The organism is Anaeromyxobacter sp. SG66, from assembly GCF_022690805.1.
Classification (GTDB): Bacteria; Myxococcota; Myxococcia; order Myxococcales; family Anaeromyxobacteraceae; genus Anaeromyxobacter; species Anaeromyxobacter soli.
In genome coordinates this window covers 1-16,259 of the sequence record NZ_JALCZC010000095.1, presented here as the reverse complement: position 1 = coordinate 16,259, position 16,259 = coordinate 1, and the positions used below count along the sequence as shown (strand labels likewise).

At 70.3% G+C, this 16,259-nt stretch carries 17 protein-coding genes and 1 pseudogene; 13 read left to right on the top strand and 5 right to left on the bottom strand.

Features of this window, described 5'->3' with window-relative positions:
* Window positions 1-110 (top strand): transposase (locus MNZ39_RS19240; RefSeq protein WP_242337485.1); only part of this gene is annotated, 110 nt, incomplete at its 5' end.
* A gap of 75 nt (window positions 111-185) precedes the next feature.
* A complete protein-coding gene (locus tag MNZ39_RS25125) occupies window positions 186-815 on the top strand; it encodes an RCC1 domain-containing protein (protein ID WP_374202552.1) in 630 nt (209 codons plus the stop codon).
* A 207-nt stretch (window positions 816-1,022) separates the two neighbouring features.
* On the opposite strand, the gene MNZ39_RS19235 is transcribed toward MNZ39_RS25125, so the two are convergent.
* From MNZ39_RS19235 to MNZ39_RS19225, 3 genes are all read right to left on the bottom strand, one after another.
* On the bottom strand, window positions 1,023-1,892 hold the full coding sequence (locus tag MNZ39_RS19235; RefSeq protein ID WP_242340705.1) for an FRG domain-containing protein: 870 nt from the start codon (window positions 1,890-1,892) through the stop codon (window positions 1,023-1,025).
* A 400-nt stretch (window positions 1,893-2,292) separates the two neighbouring features.
* Window positions 2,293-2,745 (bottom strand): lytic transglycosylase domain-containing protein, encoded by a 453-nt coding sequence (locus tag MNZ39_RS19230; protein ID WP_242340704.1) that lies wholly within the window; start codon window positions 2,743-2,745, stop codon window positions 2,293-2,295.
* Window positions 2,746-2,771: 26 nt separating this feature from the next.
* Entirely contained in the window at window positions 2,772-3,272 is a 501-nt protein-coding gene (locus MNZ39_RS19225) for a hypothetical protein (protein WP_242340703.1), read from the bottom strand.
* A 146-nt stretch (window positions 3,273-3,418) separates the two neighbouring features.
* On the opposite strand from MNZ39_RS19225, the gene MNZ39_RS19220 reads away from it, so the two are divergent.
* From MNZ39_RS19220 to MNZ39_RS19175, 10 genes and pseudogenes are all read left to right on the top strand, one after another.
* Entirely contained in the window at window positions 3,419-4,198 is a 780-nt protein-coding gene (locus MNZ39_RS19220; protein ID WP_242340702.1) for a ParA family protein, read from the top strand.
* Window positions 4,191-5,321: a ParB/RepB/Spo0J family partition protein gene (locus MNZ39_RS19215; RefSeq protein ID WP_242340701.1), complete on the top strand. Its 1,131-nt coding sequence runs from the start codon at window positions 4,191-4,193 to the stop codon at window positions 5,319-5,321. Before MNZ39_RS19220 ends, MNZ39_RS19215 begins: the two co-directional genes overlap by 8 nt.
* A 1,094-nt stretch (window positions 5,322-6,415) precedes the next feature.
* Entirely contained in the window at window positions 6,416-6,715 is a 300-nt protein-coding gene (locus tag MNZ39_RS19210) for a hypothetical protein (protein ID WP_242340700.1), read from the top strand.
* Between the two features lie 67 nt (window positions 6,716-6,782).
* Window positions 6,783-7,271: pseudogene (locus MNZ39_RS25120) on the top strand (ParB/RepB/Spo0J family partition protein); the annotation flags it as partial.
* Window positions 7,272-7,977: 706 nt separating this feature from the next.
* The gene (locus MNZ39_RS19200; RefSeq protein WP_242340698.1) at window positions 7,978-8,511 is read left to right on the top strand and encodes a hypothetical protein; all 534 of its coding nucleotides are present in this window, start codon (window positions 7,978-7,980) and stop codon (window positions 8,509-8,511) included.
* Between the two features lie 204 nt (window positions 8,512-8,715).
* On the top strand, window positions 8,716-9,591 hold the full coding sequence (locus tag MNZ39_RS19195) for a DUF6744 family protein (protein ID WP_242340697.1): 876 nt from the start codon (window positions 8,716-8,718) through the stop codon (window positions 9,589-9,591).
* 18 nt (window positions 9,592-9,609) lie between these two features.
* Window positions 9,610-10,758 (top strand): AAA family ATPase, encoded by a 1,149-nt coding sequence (locus MNZ39_RS19190; protein WP_242340696.1) that lies wholly within the window; start codon window positions 9,610-9,612, stop codon window positions 10,756-10,758.
* A 77-nt stretch (window positions 10,759-10,835) separates the two neighbouring features.
* Window positions 10,836-12,131 carry a VWA domain-containing protein gene (locus tag MNZ39_RS19185; RefSeq protein ID WP_242340695.1) on the top strand — a complete coding sequence of 432 codons (1,296 nt, stop codon included), beginning with the start codon at window positions 10,836-10,838 and terminating at the stop codon, window positions 12,129-12,131.
* Between the two features lie 236 nt (window positions 12,132-12,367).
* Window positions 12,368-12,538 (top strand): hypothetical protein, encoded by a 171-nt coding sequence (locus tag MNZ39_RS19180; protein ID WP_242340694.1) that lies wholly within the window; start codon window positions 12,368-12,370, stop codon window positions 12,536-12,538.
* A 117-nt stretch (window positions 12,539-12,655) separates the two neighbouring features.
* Window positions 12,656-12,877, top strand: a complete 222-nt coding sequence (locus MNZ39_RS19175; protein ID WP_242340693.1) for a hypothetical protein — start codon at window positions 12,656-12,658, stop codon at window positions 12,875-12,877.
* 114 nt (window positions 12,878-12,991) lie between these two features.
* Here MNZ39_RS19175 and MNZ39_RS25050 read toward each other — a convergent pair whose 3' ends face one another.
* Both MNZ39_RS25050 and MNZ39_RS19165 read right to left on the bottom strand, forming a co-directional pair.
* Window positions 12,992-13,915, bottom strand: a complete 924-nt coding sequence (locus MNZ39_RS25050; RefSeq protein WP_242340692.1) for a CPBP family intramembrane glutamic endopeptidase — start codon at window positions 13,913-13,915, stop codon at window positions 12,992-12,994.
* Between the two features lie 340 nt (window positions 13,916-14,255).
* Complete coding sequence (locus tag MNZ39_RS19165; protein ID WP_242340691.1) at window positions 14,256-15,155, bottom strand: CPBP family intramembrane glutamic endopeptidase; 900 nt, start codon at window positions 15,153-15,155, stop codon at window positions 14,256-14,258.
* Window positions 15,156-15,764: 609 nt separating this feature from the next.
* On the opposite strand from MNZ39_RS19165, the gene MNZ39_RS19160 reads away from it, so the two are divergent.
* Window positions 15,765-16,193, top strand: a complete 429-nt coding sequence (locus tag MNZ39_RS19160; RefSeq protein ID WP_242340690.1) for a hypothetical protein — start codon at window positions 15,765-15,767, stop codon at window positions 16,191-16,193.
* Window positions 16,194-16,259 lie beyond the last annotated feature (66 nt).

The window sequence follows — 16,259 nt, the reverse complement described above, 5'->3', positions numbered from 1 at the left end:
AGGCCTATCGGATCGACTACAACGAGGTGCGGCCGCACAGCTCGCTGGACAACCAGACGCCGAACGGCTTTGCTCGCAGTATCACCGGACTCACGAAGCTAGCCGTCTAGAGTCGGGGGGCAGGTCAAGACAACTCGACAGTCGCAAGCAGCGTTCCCGTACAGGTAAACGGACTTACGAGTGGAATCATCTCCATCACGGCTGGCTATGACCACAGTTGCGCGCTTGGAAGCGGAGGAGCGCAGTGCTGGGGCAGCGGTGACTTCGGCCAACTCGGAAACGGTGCTGCATCCCGTAGCTACGTCCCGGTGCAGGTGTCCGGGCTGACTAACGCGAGCGGCGTTAGCGCGATTGCTGCCGCGTATTTCGTGTCAGCGTGCGCCGTGGTAACTGGGTCCGCTCAGTGTTGGGGCGGAAACGAGTTGGGGCAACTTGGAGCCACATCAAGCAGTACGTGTGCTGGGACGATGCCCTGCAGCGTGGTGCCCCTTCAGGTGACAGGGCTGACCAGTGGAGTATCGAAGATGGTCACAGGCACCTACCACTCATGCGCACTCGTCAGCGGACGCATCTATTGTTGGGGCAGCAACATCTACGGTCAACTGGGCGACGGCGCGACATCGGCCGATGGAACCCGGGTCCCTGTGCAGGTCGCCGGGATTGCGAACGCCACTACGGTTGCGGGCGGTGGGAACACGAACTGCGCGGTCGTGGGCGGCGACGCGTGGTGCTGGGGTGATGGGTCCTACGGACTGCTCGGAAACAACACGACTGCTTCCAGCGGAGTCCCTGTAAAGGTCGTCTTCGGCCTATGAGGGCGGGAAAGGCGATTACGGATGCAAGACCGTGCCATCCCTCGATGGACGAGCGAGTTCGCGAGATGTCTCGGGGAAGCCGTCCAGGCTCTTCTCTCCGTCCACGATCGAGGGCACGATCCGAGAGGTTGGCGCCACCCGAGCGCCGCGAGCTAATGGGTGCTGCAAATGTAGTGATCACGCCTGCCGACACACGAGACTGATGCGTTAGGGCTGGACCCGATGTATCGAGCCGAGCGTTCTGTCAGCGGGCTCGACGTGAGCCAGCAACCCCCGATACCCGTAGTCGTAGAACGCAGGCGGGAACAGTGAGTGGCTTGTCAGCGTCGTCGCTGACCCCAGCCAGTCAAGGGCGTCCTCTAGGGTGACGCGAATGACTCCCGCCACAAGAGGGAAGAAATCGAGATGGGGTAAGCCGCGCTTCTTGCTTAGTCGGCGCACAAGCACGCCGTGCTGCGCATGGGGTCGCACAAATTGTGACGGCACCGCGACGCGCAGATCGATTGTTTCTGACGTGTCGTTGCGATACCGGCCGGGCTGATCCGGTACCGGAGTGAAGTATGCGGACTCGACCAGGAGAACGTAGCAGTACTCCGGTCCGCCTCCCATCCGTGGAACGCGCTTTTCGAAGTGCAGGTAACCGTTCGGCCACGGCGCCACACGAGCGTGATGGCAAGCGAACCACAGAGCGACCCATACGTTGTCAACAACATCAAGCCAGGTCGTGTGTATGCCGTAGTGTTGGAGGAGCGCCTCCCGGCAATCAGGGCTGACCGCCCGCAGCGGCGCGGCTTTGTGCTGATCCACCGCGGTGAGGAAGTCCTTCAGCAGTGCCCGCCGATTAAAGGCGGCCTGCGGATCCTTGATGCCTCGCAGAAGTGACGGCCCCAGGGTCGGGTGTAGGCGTGTCTGCCCGCGAAAGAACACCGCTCGCCCGTAATCCCTCGCTCGGTTGTACTTGAGGTACCCAGCCGCTTGCGTCAGCGCATGCGACGAGTCGACGTGAAGCACCTCGATCCCCGAGTCGACGAGATGCTGGGCAGAAGGGTGGTGAAGCTTTGAGAGCGGCAGCGGCATTTCGTGTCCTGTATCTCGACGGCGCCAGGCGGTCACCATCGTACCAAACGGCACGCACCGTGTTTGTAGAATGGTACCCGGTACCGCGAATGTCTGTGGGGTCCGGCTTCGTGGACACTGAGTGAAGGCGGATACAGTGTCCGACAAGGACCAGGCAAGCCGAAGCGGCAGCGGCAGCTTCAGTGACGAGTTCCAAGGTTGATCCTATCGCCATCACCATCGGCGACGAAATGAACAGCACGCTCGACTTCGGGTAGATGCTCGGAACGTGCGTCGGTGGGGGAAGCGCGTCGTGTTCGTTCCCGAGGAGGAGGTGCACGAACGGCAGGTCATCTATGCGCGGGAACCTCTTCGCAGGCCTGATCGGTTCGTCCTCGTCCCGGCCCATCACTCGCACGCGCTACGGCGCTGTCTCGCTCCGGAGCCGTAGGTCGAGGTGCATCGAGCTTTCCCGTACTCGAGCGAGAACCCGCCAGACATACGCCGGCGTCTCGCCGTTCCGCGGGATCGGCGCGTACAGCCTGCGCGGGCGTGCGTTGTAGGCCACGAGCGCCGAGATGACGTCCCCGTCGTAGTGGCGGAGGAGAACGGCGAGCAGCCGTACGCCGCCGAGGATGTTCTGCGCCGGGTCGAAGAGGTGTCGCTCGGAGATCCCGACCCGCCGGGCGGTGTACGGCATGAGCTGCATGAGCCCCTTCGCGCCGGCGCGCGACATCGCGCGCGGCCTGAAATCACTCTCGACCGAGATCACTGCAACAACGAGGGCCTTGGGGACCGGGTAGATGGCGGTGGTCTCCGCGAGGGCCGCGTCAATCTCGGCCTCGAACGGAACGGGAGCACGCGCCGTGAGCAACGCCGCGATGGTTAGGGCCGCCCAGGTCACCGGGCGCGAGCAGCCGCGTTCGCCGCGTGGGATCGCGCGGAGAGGTGGGCCGCAGGCGCGCGTTCGGTTGAGCGCGGCGGCGTGAGAACGCTAATCGCGGCGAACAGCGCCAGCAGCAGCGCAGTGGCAAGCAGGATCCGGCGCAGGCCGATCGCGAACAGCACCGAGAGGCCGGCGACGATGGGCGGCAGCCGGCCCGTGGCGACCATCACGGCGACGCCGGCGGCCGCGCACAGGACCAGCGCGGTCTTGAAGCGCGCGCCGAGACCGGTGAGCCATCCCGGCGGCGTGGTTCGCATGAACTCCCGATGGAGTTCCTGCGCGCGGACGAGCGCGTCGGCGGCACCGGTCTCGTGCGCCGCCGAGACCGCGCCGACGTACGCATCGCGGAGCCGCCGGTAGGTGCGCCTGTCCCGTACCGCGAGCGCGACGTGCGCCGTGACGCCGGTCGCGACGCTCGCGGCGAGCCACAGTCCGATGGGATCGGAGTTCGTCATTTTTCACCTCAACGCCATCCTGAAAGATGCCTCTGACAGTCAGATGGATACAACCCAACAGGTCTGAGTGGCGCATGTTGTATGTCACGCAGCAGACAGTCAGAGTCAAGCCGCCGGCCCCATCCGTACCGGCGGAGGAGACGGACATGACTGCTCGCAGACTTGTGGTGGCGATGCCGAAGGGAGGTTCCGGGAAGACCGCGACCTCCGTTGCGTTCGCCTGGGGACTCCAGCGCGCCGGTCGGCGCGTGCTCGTCGTAGATCTCGACTCGCAGGGCAACGCCACCGCGGCGCTCGGCGTGGACGCCCAGCCCGGCGGCTACGGCGTCCTGGAATTCCTGCTCCGCCCCGAGCTGCCGTTCGAGCCGCAGCGCGTCTGCGCCGGGCTCGAGGTGGTCCCAGCGTGCCCGTGGGCCGTCGGCGTCGATCTCGAGGTGCAGCGCGCGAACCAGCTCACCGGCCCGGTGGCCGTGCGGGAAGCGCTGGAGCGCGTCGAAGATCGGTACGACTTCATCATCTGCGACTGCGCCCCGAGCCTCGGTCCGGTCACGTACAATGCGCTTGCCGCCGGGCCGATCCTGGCGCCCGTGGAGACGACGCGGCTGGCGGTCTCCGTCCTCCCGGAGCTGGGGCGCGTGGTCCAGCAGCTCCGCCGCGGCGTCGCCCCGAACGCGAGCGTGCTCGCCTATCTACCGACGCGGTTCGTCGAGGAACAGACCGAGTCGCGCGAGGCGCTCAAGGCGCTGGAGGGGCTCGTCGGTGACCGGGCGCTCCGCACGCGGATCCCGCTCGCCACCGCCATCGCACGTTCACTCGCCGAGGGAGTCCCGCTCTACGACGCACGCTACCGGCCGTCGAAGGGGCCGCCGGCCTATCTCGCCGCGCTCGACGAGCTCCTGCCGATCATCGAGGCGAGCCATGGGTGAGGGTCGCCAGGTCTCGATCATGGAGAAGCTGACCTCCCGGATCACCCGTGCCGAGCAGGTCAGGAAGTCCGACGCGGGGGGCGCCGATCCCTTCGGCGCGTACGCCGCGGAGGCGACCACGGATGCGGTGCTCGCAAGCATCCTGCCGGGGCAGCAGCTGCGGCTGATCAAGCTCGACCTCATCTCGCCCGCGCCGGACGGGCAGGCGCGTCAGCAGTTCGACGAGGAGCGGCTCCAGACGCTCGCAGACAGCCTGCGTCGTTCCGGTGTCAGGGAACCGATCATCGTGACGCCGCACGGGGCCGAGCCAGGCCGGTTCCAGATCGTCGCTGGAGAGCGGCGCTGGCGGGCCGCGCGTCTCGCGGGCCTCGAGGAGATCCCCTGCATCGTCGATCCGAACCTGGTCGATCGTCGCGCGAAGCTGCTCGCCCAGGCCGAGGAGAACTTGCACCGCGAGAACCTGAACGCCGTCGAGGAGGCCAAGGTCCTCGCCCAACTCATGGAGGCGCGCGAGATCGACGTGCGCGAGGCGGGCGAGCTCATCGGGCGCAGCTACGCCCAGGCGCGGCGTCTGTACCGCATCCACACGGCAGTCGAGCCCATCAAGCAGGCGCTCATCCGCGGTGACCTCGACGCCCGCGGCGCGATCGAGGTGGACCGGATCTTCAACGCGCTCGCGGCGACGGCCGGCAAGGAGGATGCGTTGAAGCGGACGGAGAAGCTCCTGGACCGCATCGTTGGGGAGCGGTGGCCCATCCGGCGCATCGAGCAGCACGCGAAGAAGATCGCGGGTGGTGGGGAGGAGATGGCCGACGCCGGTGCCGGAGCGGCGACCGTGGCAGCCAACCCCGACACGACGAAGGGCGCGGGGAAGGCCGCGGGCACCGCGCCCGAGTTCAGGGCCGAGGTCGAGACCGAGGCCGAAGGAGGAAAGACGTTCGCGGACCTCGCGACTGCAGACCCAGAGCCCGTGCCGAGCGCGCCCGGTCCCCTGCTCATCCGCAAGAACGGGCGCGTCATCATCGAGGAGGCGCGCATCCAGCGCGGAGGCGTGACGCCGGAGGAACGCGAGCAGCTCATCGCGGTTCTGGAGGAACTCCTGATGCGAGTTCGCCGCGCGTAAAGGCGACAGAAAGCACCGTCTCGACTTGGCCGGACGGCGCCGCGGAAGGACCGCGGTACCGTCCGGCTTCTTCATGTGCGGCGAAGAGGCTCCGCCCGGGACGGTCTTGAACCACGTGGTTCAAAATGGAGCAAATGGGGTGTTCCCGGGTGGTGTGCCCTGGGTTCCACAGGGTTGGGAACGGGATTGGTATCAGGATTGGGATCAGGATTGGCCGGCGTAAGGACGCGAGATCGCGGCGGCCCGGCCCCGCCACCTGCGAGTGGCGTTCGTCCCGAGGTGCGGGGTGCCATCAGCCCGACCCCTCACTCCCAACCACTGGAGTGAGGGGTCGGGCTGCTGTCACCCTGAAGTCTTCTTCAAAGGGCAGGTGGCGGGGCCAGGAAGTTTTTGAACCACGTGGTTCAAAATGGAGCAAATGGGTACTGGGGAAAGGGGAAAGGGGAAGAAGAAGGTGTGAAGAAGAAAGGAACCGAGAAGTCGTAGCGGACCCGAAGACGGAGCGAGTCGAAGGCGAGCGGTGCCGAGGCGGGACCACGCATGCGCGCCGACGAGAGGCGGTCGGCGCAGCGCGCGGTCCGCCTGAGGACGGGCAGGGTACGGTGGGCGGGAGTCGAAGGCGAGCGGTGCCGAGGCGGGACCACGCATGCGCGCCGACGAGAGGCCGTCGACGCAGCGCGCGGTCCGCCTGAGGACGGACAGGGGCCGGCGAGCGAGTCGAAGGCGAGCGGTGCCGAGGCGGGACCACGCATGCGCGCCGACGAGAGGCCGTCGGCGCAGCGCGCGGTCCGCCTGAGGACGGACAGGGTCGGGCGAGCGAGTCGAAGGCGAGCGGTGCCGAGGCGGGCCCACGCATGCGCGCCGACGAGAGGCCGTCGACGCAGCGCGCGGTCCGCCTGAGGACCGGCAAGGACGTGCGAGCGAGTCGAAGGCGAGCGGTGCCGAGGCGGACCCACGCATACGCGCCGACGAGAAGGCCGTCGACGCAGCGTGCGGTCCGCCTGAGGTCCGGCCACCGAGGCGCTGCCGTCCGGCGGCACCCGGCCGCTCCACGTCGGTGAGAGCGGCCGGATGCCGCCGACGAGGAGCCCGCCATGTTCGATTCGAACCTTGCTGATCCCGTGGGGACCGACCCTGAGCAGCACGTCCCGCGCGCGCGGCGCGGAGGCGCCGCGGCGCAGCGCTGCCGGTTCTGCGCACGCGAGAACACCGGCGACGTCGTGGACGCCGGCGGCGACATCGGACGCGTCCACCGCGCCTGCTTCATCGAGTGGGACCGCAGGCAGGAGGCGCTCGAGATGGCCGCGATGGTGACCCTGTCGCTGCCTGACCCCGGCGAGTGCTGGTCCGAGCGCGAGATTGCCGGCGAGGACCCGCTGGCCCGAGCCGCGTAGCTGCGGCCGGCACCGCGCCGCCCTCTCGACGAGGCGGCGCGGTGCCGCCCACCACAGGAGGTCACCCGTGAAGGCGAGTGCCACAGCGAAGAAGACGAGGGCGGCGGTCAAGCCGCGGCCCGCGAGCGCCGAGCCGCTGCCGGTTCGGCTCGTCCCGATCGACGACATCGACCCGTCGCCGCGGAACCGGACGGCACGCAACATCGACGAGCTGGTCGCGTCCGTTCGCGAGCACGGGATCCAGCAGCCGATCAAGGTCCGGCCGAAGGGCTCGCGGTTCGAGATCGTGTACGGCGAGCGGCGGTACCGCGCCGCGAAGCAGGTCGGGCTGAAGGACCTGCCGGCCACCGTGGAGGACCTCACCGACGAGGAGGCGCACGAGCTCCGCATCGTCGAGAACGCCTGCCGCGAGGACCCCCACCCGCTCGAGGAGGCGGAGGCGTACGAGGCGCTGCTCGCGATGAAGGACGGTCGTGGGCGGCCGCTCCACACCGCGGACACCCTGGCCAAGCTCGTCGGGCGGTCGCCGCAGTACGTCTACGCCAGGCTCAAGCTCACGGCGCTCGTGCCCTCGATGCGGGAGGCCTTCTGGAAGGGTGAGCTCACGACCACCACCGCCTTCCTCGTGGCCCGGGCGGTTCCTCCAGTCCTCCAGGGCGAGGCGCTGGCGGAGCTGCGGAAGGAGTTCGAAGACCTGGGAGAGGGCGAGCCCTTCCCCGCGGACGACCTCGCGTACCTCCTCGAGCAGCGCTACCTGACCCGGCTCGACCGTGCGCCGTTCAGCGTGGATGACCCGAAGCTCGTTTCGGAGGCCGGCGCGTGCGCGAAGTGCCCGAAGCGAAGCGGGAACCAGCCGCGCCTCTTCACGGACGACACCGCGGCCGACACCTGCACGGACGTCGTCTGCTTCCGGAAGAAGGTCGCCGCGTACCACGAGCGGCTCGCGAGCGACGTCCGGGCGAAGGGCGGCACGGTCCTGACGGAGCAGCAGTCGAACGCGGTGTTCCACGGCGGCCGACAGCCGCCCTGGAACAGCACGTACGTCGACCTCGACGCGACGTGCTTCGAGGACCCGGAGCGCCGAACCTGGCGCCGGCTCCTCGGCGACGTCTGTCCGAGCCCGACTCTCGCGGCGGACCCGGGCGGCACGCCGCACGCGCTCGTCGGGAAAGCCGAGGCGGTGGCTGCGCTCGCCGCGGCAGGCGTGGAGTTCGTGCGCAGCCGCGACACGACGGAGGACGTCGGAGACGACGTCGCGGGTCGTGGCGACGAGGATCGGCCGGCGTCGAGCACGCCGCCGGCAGACCCGGCGGCGGCGCGCGCCGCCGCGGAGCTGCGCCGCGCCACGATCGCGAACAGCGGCGCTGCCCCGCGCCACGGACGCGACCCTCCTCGCGGGGGTCGTCGCGGCCGCGCAGGCGCGGCCGCCCGACGACTCGACCTTCGCGCGGCTCGTGTTCGACGCGATGATCCACGGCGGCTACCACGACGCGGTCGCGGACGCGGTGAAGCGGCGCGGGCTCGAGCGCGAGAAGGGGTTTTCTCCGGAGGCGGTCCTCACGGAGCACGCGAGCGAGCTCGACGGCGGGGCCCTGCGCGCCCTCGTCCTCGAGCTCGCCATCGGACGCGGCGCGTACTTCGCCTGGTCCTCGCGGTACTCGGACCGGCTGACCGCCGCCGCGGCTGCGTACGCGGTCGACATCGGCGCGGTCGAGAAGGCGACCGCAGACGAGCTCGCGCAGCGACGCGCCGAGCGCGGCGCGCGCAAGTCGAAGAAGACGGTGCCCGGTAAGTGACGCGTCCCGGCCGTCGGGCCGGAACGCGAGGAAAGCCCGCCGCCTCTCCCTGTGGCGTCGGGCTCACCGCCCCCCGGGGCTTTCCAGCCCCGGGGGTTTTCCTCTGCACGACGCGTCGCGGCGCCTGTCGCGAGCCGTCACCGCGCCGCCCGGCTGGGCGGGGCGGCGCGGTGCCGCCTCCTCACTCCGAACAGGGAGGCCAGCATGTCCGTGGAGCTCATCCGTTCCTACACCCTCACCGGCGGGAAGCACGTCGGCGATCTCCTCTGGTGGACCCTCGCCGACGCGAGGGTCACACGCAGCACCCTCGAGACGGTCTGGGCGAACGCCGGGCTCGCCGAAAACCTGCTGCCCGAGCCGCCCACGCCCGAGAAGGCGCTCCGCAGCGCCGTCCGCGAGGCGCAGGTCGGCCAGCACGACCACCTGCTCCGCCTCGGGAAGGAGGACGACGGCGAGATCGTCTTCGCCGTCGTCGCCGAGACGCGCGACGGCGAGGGCAACGTCTCTCTCGCCCAGACCGCCCGCATCCGGCTGGATCGCGCACGGCCGGCGAAGCTCGAATCCGACCGGCCCGGCCACGACCTCTTCGTGGCCGTCTCAGCCGCGTACGACCGGCTCCTCAACACGCACACGCCGGACGACGTCCGGCGCGCGCTCGTGAAGACGCTGGGCTCGTGCGCCGCCGTGACGCTGCGCGAACACGGCGGTGTCTACTGGGTCCCGGCGCCGTATGCGGAAACGCTCCGGCGCCTGCGCGATGCGGTGTCCAACATCGGCGCGTCCCGGCTCGACGTCGTCCCCATCCACGCGTCGCCCGAGGCGACGGCCGCGCTCGGCGACGCTGCGCGCGCCTCGCTCGACGAGGAGATCACCGCGCTCCGCACCGAGATCGACGGCTTCCTCACGGATCCGCCGGAGCGCGCGTCGACGCTCGCGCGCCGGCTCGAGACGTTCGACGGCCTCCGCGCGAAGGCCCGCCTCTACCACACGGTCCTGCAGGTGCAGGTCCAGGACCTCGAGACCGCGCTCAACAAGCTGACCCTCCAGGTGGAGGGGCTGCTCCAGACCAAGGCCGCCTGACCGGGGCGAGGGACGACCATGACGACCACCGTACACGCTCAGCTCCAGCAGCTCCGCACCAGCCTCATGACCCGCTTTCCCGAGCGTCGCGACGCGATCGACGGCGCGCTCGCCGCCGTGCTGGCCGGCGAGCACGTCCTCCTCCTCGGGCCACCGGGCACCGCGAAGAGCGCGCTCGTCCGGGCCATCGCGCAGGCGTTCGGGGGGACGTACTTCGAGCGGCTCCTCACCAAGTTCTCCACGCCCGAGGAGCTGTTCGGCCCGATCAGCCTGAAGGCGCTCGAGCAGGACCGGTACCAGCGCGTCACCGCGGGCAAGCTGCCCGAGGCGGAGTTCGCCTTCGTGGACGAGGTGTTCAAGGCGAACTCGGCGATCCTGAACTCGCTCCTCACCGCGATGAACGAGCGGCTCTTCCACAACGACGGGGCCCCGACGCAGATGCCGCTCGTCGCGCTGTTCGGCGCGTCGAACGAGCTGCCCGAGGGGAAGGAGCTGGAGGCGCTGTTCGACCGGTTCCTGCTCCGCTTCGACGTCCAGTACCTGCTGCGGCCGAGCAGCTTCCGGTCCGTGCTGCTCGCGCCGGAGCCCGGGTGCTCCGGCGCGCTCACCATGGCGCAGCTCCGACAGGCGCAGGCGGACGTCGCGCGGGTCAAGGTGACGGAGGAGACCGTCCAGGCGCTCATCGCGATCCGGGACGGCTGCCGGGCCGAGGGCATCGTGGCGTCCGACCGCCGGTGGAAGAAGACGCTCAAGGTCGTCCAGGCGACCGCGTACCTCGCCGGCGAGGCCGCGACGACGCCCGAGGACCTCCTCGTCCTCACGCACGCGCTCTGGCGCGAGCCGAAGGAGTACGCGAAGGTCGCGCACGTGGTCGGGCAGCTCGCCGATCCCGTGAGCGCGAAGGCCGCCGAGGTCCTCGACGCCGCGCGGGAGACCGCCGCGCGCGTCGCGGCGCTCCGCAGCTCCGACCGGAAGAGCTACCTCGCGCAGGCGGCGCAGGCACTCGAGGAGTTCACGGCGCAGCAGGCGAAGCTGAAGGGCCTCGCGAACGGCGCCGGGCCGCGGGCGAAGCAGGCCCTCGGCGACGCCGACCAGGAGATCGCGCAGCTCCACTACGAGCTGGCACGGGCGGTGAGCGTTGGCCTCGGTCTCGGGGGCGCGCGCTGACGCGCCGCGGCCCTCCGCGGTCGCCGCCCTGTCGGGCGGCCGCGGACGGGCCGCACGGACCTGAACCCGGAGGGCACATGAAGCGACTCCTCTACGACGTCTCGCGGTGGCATCTCATGCTGCACCGCGAGCACCGCCAGCTCCCCCGCGCGAACGAGCGGGACGCGCCGCAGCTCCGGCTCGAGGACGAGCTGTTCGAGCGGCTCTATACCGGCGAGGGGGAGCTGCTTGCGCCAGAACGCGTGAACGCCGCGCTCCGCCCCTGGGCAGAGCGCGTCCACGCCACCTGCGATGCCCTGCCATCGTTCGTGCGACTCGCCGCGGAGTGCCGCGGCGACGCCGCCGCATCCGCGACGGCGGTCGAGGCGCTCGTCCGCGAGCTGAACCTCCCGCCACCAGACGAGCCGCAGCCGCGGGCTGCGCCCAGCGTCGGCAAGGACCCGCTCCGGCGTCCGCTGGCGGCCGCCTGCGCGGCCGCAGCGCGCGCCGTCGCGGACCTGCGCGACGCCGTCGAGGGGCTCGCGCACGTCGCGTTCCGGGGCGGGCATCTGCCGGGCACCGGGACGCAGGAGGGTGCGCCGCAGGAGCACCCCGCGGTGAGACCGCTCGCTGCTCGGCTCAAGCTCGACGAGCGCCTCCGGCGCATCGCCTCGCTCGCCGGCCGGTTCAAGCGCATCGCGGCGGCGAAGCGGCGGCAGCGCGTGAAGCACGGCGCGGACGAGGTGACCGACGTGGAGCAGGGCGCGGACCTCGGCCGCGCCCTGCCGGTCGAGCTCGCGAAGCTCACGCACCGGCTCCTCCGGCTCGACTTCCTGCGCGCCTTGCTCGAGCGGCAGACGCTCCAGTACCGGCTCGACGGCACGGCGTCCCTCGGGAAGGGACCGCTCGTGGTCCTCCTCGACAAGAGCGGCTCGATGGACGGGCCGCGGGACGTGTGGGCGACGGCGGTCGCGCTGGCGCTTCTGGACCAGGCGCAGCGCGAGCGCCGGGCGTTCGCGCTGCTCGGGTTCGACGGTCGCGTGAAGTTCGAGGCGATGGTGCAGCCCTCGGACGCGCTCCCGGAGGAGGGCCTCTTCGTCTCGTGCTGCGGCGGCACCGACATCGCGGCGGCCGTCGCGCGCGGGCTCGAGATCATCCGCACGCACCCTGGCGATCTCCGGAAGGCGGACCTCGTCCTCGTGACCGACGGCGGATCCGACGCGAGCGCGGCGGCGGCGCTCCGGGAGAGCGCCGCCGCGCTGGGCGTCACGATCCTCGGGCTCGGGATCGGGGTCGAGCGCGAGTGGCTTTTGCCCTGGTGCGACGAGATCCACGTCGTCACGGACCTGTCGACCGTCGATGACGCGAGCGCGACCGCCCTGTTCGCGGCGTAGCGACGGGGCGGCGCCGGCTGGCCAGCGCGTCTCCGGGGCGCGTGCGAGGGTTCGCCTTACGGCCGCCGGCGCGCCGCCGGGCACGGCCCGCGCCAGCTCGCGAACAGCCTCGCCGTCACGGGCCGGCAGGGCGGCGCGCCGGCCACGGCGAACCCTCGCGCGCTCGCGGGCTGCACCGCGCCGCCCGTGCCGGGCGAGGCGGCGCGGTGCCGCCCACCACAGGGAGACGCGATCACATGGCCAGCCTCATCCCGACCGACCCGGCGCTGCACCTCGAGATCGAGGAGGAGTTCGGCGACCTCCAGCTCGAGATCGTCCACTGCGAGCTCTGCGGCGACTACCACCCGCCGGAGCTGCACCTCACCCGCGCGACGCTGTTCGACGACGAGGAGCCCGCTCGAGCGTGAGCTGCCCGTCCGACGCCGCCCCGGCGACGGGGCGGCGCCGCGTCTGCGCGCTCGCGGCACCGCGCCGCCGCTCCACGTGAGCGGCGCGGTGCCGCGTTCACCACAAGGAGCCGACCGATGAACCGGATCGCCACGAACCTCCTGCAGGAGCAGCTCACGCTCGCGCGTCGCATCCTGTCGCCGCAGCCGGACGGTCGCGAGATCGGGGTCGAGGACGTCCTGCGCCTCGCCTCCGTGACGATCGAGCTGCACCGGAAGCTGAGCAGCGGGACACCGTTCCCCTCGGTGTGGCTCGGCGGGGCGGTCCGGGCACCGGGCGAGGTCGCGCGCCCGTCCTGAGCACGCAGCGGGCGACTTCGGGTCGGCGTGCGTCGCCCCCGGGCTTCACCGCGCCAGCTCTCGGGGACGACGCCGGTCGGCGGCTAACGACGCCTCGGGCGTCGGGAGCGCCGGTCACGCCATGAAGGCGCGCACGAGGCGGGCGAGGTTGGGGATGAGGTCCGCCCACCCGTGCAACAACACCACGAGCGTTAGGCTTCGGGTGCGACACCAGAGCACGCCGAAGGCGAGCCCTAGGGGCGAAACCACGACCAGCGCGTAAGCCGCGGCGCTTAGCGCGTCCGGAGAGCGCGCCATCCCGTCCATCGCGTGCGCGCCGCGCAGCACGTAACCCGGAGCGTGCGCGAGCCCGAAGAGCACCGCCATCCCGACGACGCCCACGATGGGTGACCGCAGCCAGGCGGCGAGGCGCGACTGGACCAGTACCCGGAACAGGAACTCCTCCGTGATCCCCGCCTCCACCGAAAGCCACAGCCACGCGGGCAGGGCGAGAAGGAGCACCTGCCACGTCTCGAGACCTCGCTCGGCCACGAGAGCGCGGACGGACTGTGGTCCGCGCCCGATCGTGAGCTGCAGCAGGGCCAGGAGCGCCATCATGACGACGACCGCGCGCAGCTCGACGCGGTCGAGGCGCGTGAAGGCGAGGAGCTCCCGCCACGTGTAGCCGAGCCGCCGGAACATCAGCCCCGGCACGAGCACCAGCGCGAGCAGCTTCGCGACGACGATGGCGATCGAGCGCGCCGGGTCGTGGCTCACCGCCGCGCGGAGCATCGAGAGGCCGTATCCGAGGAAGCCGATCCCGATGCCGACGAGGAGCGCCGTGAGGCAGAGGAGCTCTCGCCCAGGTTCGCGCACGGCCTGCGGGCGCGGGCTCGCGCCGAGCGTCGCTAGCCACGCCGCGGCCGAGAGGCCCACGCCGACGACGAGCATCACGGCAAGCGCCTCGCCCGTCTCGAAACCCGGATCGCGAGCGAGCACGACCACGCCCGCCCCCCACAGGAGCGCGTAGGCGATGCAAACGATGAGGGAACGGTTCACGGCGCGCATCGCTTTACGTGATCGAACCAATCACCGCTGAGGCGATCGAGCTCCTCCACCTTCTCCCTGCTCGCGGTTCCTTCCGGCCATCCGTAATCCGGTGCTGGGTCCTTCCGGCGCTTCCCGGACGTGCCACGGCACCCCAGCACGCCCGTACCAAATACGCGACGCTGTTCAGAATCAACAAGGCTGAAGCAAGTGTCGACGGCGGATCCGCACCTCTGTCGCTTGTCTGAAGGCGCGGATTTCTGGACAGGCGTGGTTCGATCGCCGGGCAGCGACTCCGCAGATTGTGCTCGCGGTGTGCGGGGAACTGGGACCCGTTCTAGTCTCCTGGCGTTCAGCGTCTAGAGAACAGCACTCCAGCGCCAAGCCTTGGCGCCCACAATTGACCCCGCAGAATCCATCCGACAGCGATGGCGCCGGCGAGCAGCACTGGGACAGAGGCTTCGATCCCGGTCGGCGAACCTGCGAAAGCCGTAGGCGCTAGGTCCACGGTGAGCATGCTCGTGCCGAAGGTCATGCCGCTCGTGGGTGACCCGAGGACCGTGTTCTGCATGAAGTTGCCCGCGAAATGGAACCCGATACAGGTCCACAGGCTCCGGGACCGAACGACGAGCACGCCCAACAGCACGCTCCAGAGCCCGGTGGCGGCTGCGCCGACAATCGTCATGCCAGGGTTCGAACAGTGCATCAAGCCAAAAGCCAGCGCGAATATGACGATCGCGGTGACTGGTCGAAACCGCTGCACGAGGACTTGGAACGGGTATCCGCGGAACAGGAGTTCCTCGTACAATGCAATCAACGCCGTCGCAGGGATCGCGTGGAGGAGCACGGCGCGCCAATCTGGACCGGCGCTGACGATTCGGACCTGCCCCGCTGCGGCCAAGCACGCGAAGCCGGCGATAAAAATTGTAGAAACGAGGACTGCGCCCTTCGCGACGTCTCGTGCGGCCGCGCGCACGCCGCCGCCAAGGCCAATATCGGAGAACCGACGCCTGTCGAGAAGTCGAAGCGCAAACCACGTCGCTGCGAGAACGGCCGCGACTCCGGTCGCGCGATACAAGAGGAAGTACGGTTCTGCGCTCGCGTTCGGGCCGGGCGGCAGACGTGCTCGGCCCGTGAGGAGGAAGCGGGTACCGCGGGCGAGCATCGTGGCAGCGAGGAATGCGGCCGCAAATCCGCCGAGGCGCCAGTACCAGGCGATTGGTGTTGACCGTGCAGTACCGTCAGCTCGCATATCGTGCGACGTTCCGAGCGTTAGCGCGCGCTACAGGGTACCCGGTGTTCCGTCCAGGGATCGCGGCCCGCAAGGGGACGGCGCTGCGCCGTGATGCCGCGGTGCCATTCGCGATCCTCATCGCTACTGGGCATCGCAGCAGGAACAGCTCACGCTCGCGCGTCGCATCCTGATGTCGCCGCAGCCGGACGGTCGCGAGATCGGGTCGAGGACATCCTGCGCCTCGCCGCCGCCGTGATGATCGAGCTGTACCGGAAGCGGAGCAGCGGGACACCGTTGCCCTCCGTGTGGCTCGGCGGGACGCTCCGGGCGCCGGGCGAGCTTGCGCGCCCGTGCTGAGCACGCAGCGGGCGCCCTCGCGTCGGCGTGCGTCGCCCCCGGGCTTCACCGCGGCAGCTCCCGGGGGCGACGCCGGTCGGCGGCTAACGACGCCTCGGGCGTCGGAAGCGCCGGTCGCGCCAGCGCGCGCAAGAAGCGCGCGCGCCGTCACGCCCAGCGACACGCCCGCCGCTTCGGCAACGCCGCCGCCCGTCGTCGCGGGGCCGGCACCGCCCCGCCCATGCCGGGCGAGGCGGCGCGGTGCCGCCCCCACTCACAGGAGCTGCCACGATGAAGCCCTTCACGGTCCTCGGTTACAGCGCGAACGACGAGGTCTTCTGCCCCGCCTGCCTCCGGTCCACCACCGGCCTCGGGCCGTCGGACGTCGACTACAACGGCCGTCCGATCCTGCCGCTGTACGCGGCGGACACGACGGTCCAGGAGGAGTGCTGCACGTACTGCGGGTCGTCGCTCCTCGAGCTGCGGCTCACGGCCGAGGCCGAGCGCGAGAACGCCGAGCCGGCGTTTCACGTCGAGAAGACCCGGCACCACGGACGGCAGCCGGCGCTTCGGTTCGACCGGAAGCCTCCGGAGGAGATCCGGGAGGAGCTGAAGCGCGCCGGGTGGCGGTGGGATCCTGCCGCCCAGCTCTGGTGGTGGCCTGGGCTTGATCCGGTTTTTCGGACACCGAGCGAAAGGCGGATACGGTGTCCCGCATGAACCAACAGTCGAAGCCGGCGAAGGCGATATCACGTCGCCCGCGTAGGTCGTTCACGGACGAGTTCA